Annotated in this window: 3 protein-coding genes; 1 reads left to right on the top strand and 2 read right to left on the bottom strand. The window is 68.7% G+C overall.

Annotated elements, in window-relative coordinates; all coding sequences use genetic code 11:
• The coding region (locus tag TR48_RS43655) for a universal stress protein (RefSeq protein ID WP_174501741.1) at window positions 1–275 on the bottom strand (275 nt) is incomplete at its 3' end.
• A 149-nt stretch (window positions 276–424) separates the two neighbouring features.
• On the bottom strand, window positions 425–2,035 hold the full coding sequence (locus TR48_RS27115; protein WP_042372056.1) for an ABC transporter substrate-binding protein: 1,611 nt from the start codon (window positions 2,033–2,035) through the stop codon (window positions 425–427).
• Between the two features lie 297 nt (window positions 2,036–2,332).
• Between TR48_RS27115 and TR48_RS27110 the strand changes: the two genes are divergently transcribed.
• A partial coding sequence (locus TR48_RS27110; protein ID WP_042372055.1) for a DUF2637 domain-containing protein occupies window positions 2,333–2,752 on the top strand: 420 nt, incomplete at its 3' end.

Genomic DNA, 2,752 nt, shown 5'->3' with positions numbered 1-2,752 from the left:
GGGCTGCCAAACGCCTCCGCGAAGGCCGAGTCCAGCCGCTCCATGGCAGCCCGCTCCCAGATCCGAGCCAGGGCCGGGTCCGGCGCGAGCCGGTAGGCGGCCTCGCCGCCGGGCGGCTCCCAGGCCAGCACCGCGACGAGCACGCGTCCGCTGCGCCGGGCCTCCGCCGCGGCCGTCCGCAGCGCCGCGGCGCTGCCCGCGGAGCCCGTCACGCCGACCACGACCCGTGCGGGCCGGGCGAGCGAGGGGAGTGCGGTGCGTCCGATGTCCTTCATGGCCACCAGTCTTCGCCGGTCGGTTGTCCGGCGAAAGTGGCAGAAAGACTTGGTGCGCTGAGATCCTGCCAGAGCTCTGCGAGGGCGGCTAGCGGCGGCCGGTCGGGGCCGTCGAACCGTCAGGTCCGCTGGCCCCGACCACTCCCTGGTCAGGAGGTGGCGTTCTTGCCGACCATCCACCAGCGCTGGATGCCCGCGCTGTCCAGGGTCAGCGGGACGCCGCTGACGTCCGCCTGGGTGGCGGCGAACTGGCTGCTCTCCCACAGCGGGATGAGCGGCACGTCCTTGGCGATGTCCTTCTGGATCTCCGCGTAGTCGGCCTTGGCGTCCTCGCGGTTGGTGTGCGCCAGGCCGTTGGAGATCAGGGCGGCCGGGGCGGCGTAGCCGTTGAACACGGTGTTGTGCGGGCCGACGAGCGGGTTGATGTAGTCGTCGATGTCGAGGTAGTCGGAGTACCAGGTCAGCGTGTAGGCGTCGAAGGTCGGCTTCTTCAGGATCGCGTTCGACAGCTTCGCGTAGGTCAGGTAGTCGTGCAGGGTGACCTTGAAGAGGCCGTCCGCCTCCAACTGCTGCTTGATCAGGGCCGACTCGTGCTGGATGGCCTCGTCGCCCTTGCTGTAGAACGAGAAGGTGAAGGGGATCGGCAGCGACACCCCGGCTTTCTTCAGCTGCTCGCGGACCGTGGCCGCGCTCGTCGGCTGCCGTCCGTAGACGGAGAAGCTGCCGGTCGCGTTGGTGATGCCGCTCGGGACGACGGTGTAGGCCGCGCTGACCGTGTGGGCGAACGCCTTGTCGACGATCGTGTCGCGGTTGATGAGCTCGGCCACCGCGCGCCGCACCGCCGGCTTGCTGAAGACCCCGGTGGCGGTGTTGAGCGCGAGCATGTGGATACCGCCGCCCGGGCCGGAGTCCACCTGGAGGCCGGTGCCGAGCTGCTGGTTCTGCTGCATGCTGACGACGTCGGAGGCGTTGAGGTCCGCGATGACGGCGTCGACCTGGTGGTCGTCCAGAGCCTTCTTGGTCCCGGTCTGGTCGGCGAAGTATCTGAGGTCGATCCCCGAGTTGCGCGGGTCCGTGGCGGAGCCCTTGTAGTTCGGGTTCAGCGACAGCTTGACCTCGGTCGGGAGCTTGTCGGCGCCCGAGCCGGCGAAGCTGACCGAGTCGATCTTGTAGCGGCCGGAGCCGATGACGCCGGTGTCGTCCGTCGCCACCTCCTTGTCGGCCGGAACCGTCTTCGGGTCGATGATCGAGGCGGCGCCGGAGCAGAGCCGGGCCGGCATGGTCGCGTCGGGGTACTTCAGGTGGAAGACGACCGTGTTCTTGCCCTGCGCCTCCACCGACTTGATGCTGGTGCTCAGGATCGCGACCGGCCCGTTCGGGTCGTTGATCTTGATTACGCGGTCGATCGAGTACTTCACCGCGGCGGCGTCGAGCGGGTCGCCGTTGGAGAACGTCATGTTCGGGCGCAGGACGCACTTGTACGTCTCGTCGGTGGCGTCGGTGTAGCCGCACGACTGGGCCGCGTCCTCCTGCGGGACGTTCGAGCCCGGACGGTAGCTCATCAGGCCCTGGTAGACGTTGTAGTAGACCGTCCAGGCGCCGTTGTCATAGGCCTCGGCCGGGTCGAGGGTGGAATATGGGTTGGCCGAACCCATCTTGATGATCACGTTCGGGGCGCCGGCCACCGGACCGGTCGAGTCCGAGGAGCCGCAGGCGGTGGTCACCGCGAGCAGGCCTATGGAGCCACTGAGGGCCGCCATCCGCTTGACTGACATACTGTTACGTACCTCCGTGTCCGGGCGGAGTTACCGAACCGTCACCACAGCTTGGGGTGTCGGTCGGCTCGCGAAGACCGCGAAGGGGCCAGCCTCCCACACCGGTGGCATGCGCATGCAAGCCCCCTGGCCCGACCTGGCCTTTCTCCGGTCGTCTCCCGGTGGTCACCCGCTGGGTAGCCAGAATTCGCGGAGGGCCCGTCCGGGCGTGACAGGCGTGTGTGAAGCTATGGGCTCGAGTCAGGGCGACCACCCACGCAGAGCACACGAAAAGGGGACGGGATGAACCGGCGCCAGTTGAGTCGCGGCCAGCAGGCGCTGGTGGTGATCGTCGTGGTCGGGACCCTCGTCATATCCCTCATCGGCTTCGTCGGCTCCTACGACGCGGTGCTGCGGCTGGCCCAGCGCAACGGCTTCGGCTGGTTCTCCTACGTGCTGCCGATCGGCATCGACGTCGGCATCACCGTCTTCCTCGCGCTCGACCTGTTGCTCACCTGGATGCGGATCCCGCTCCCGCTCCTGCGCCAGTTGGCCTGGGTGCTGACCGGCGCGACCATCGTCTTCAACGCCGCCTCGGCCTGGCCGCACCCGCTGGCCAGCGGCATGCACGCGGTCGTCCCGCTGCTCTTCGTCGCCGCGATCGAGGCGGCGCGGCACACGGTGGGCCGCCTGGCCCAGATCGAGGCCGGCCGGCCCTTCGAA

Origin of the sequence: Streptacidiphilus neutrinimicus, from assembly GCF_000787815.1 — a bacterium.
GTDB lineage: Bacteria > Actinomycetota > Actinomycetes > Streptomycetales > Streptomycetaceae > Streptacidiphilus > Streptacidiphilus neutrinimicus.
The sequence above is the reverse complement of the archived record's forward strand: the minus strand, read 5'-3'. Positions and strand labels throughout refer to the sequence as shown.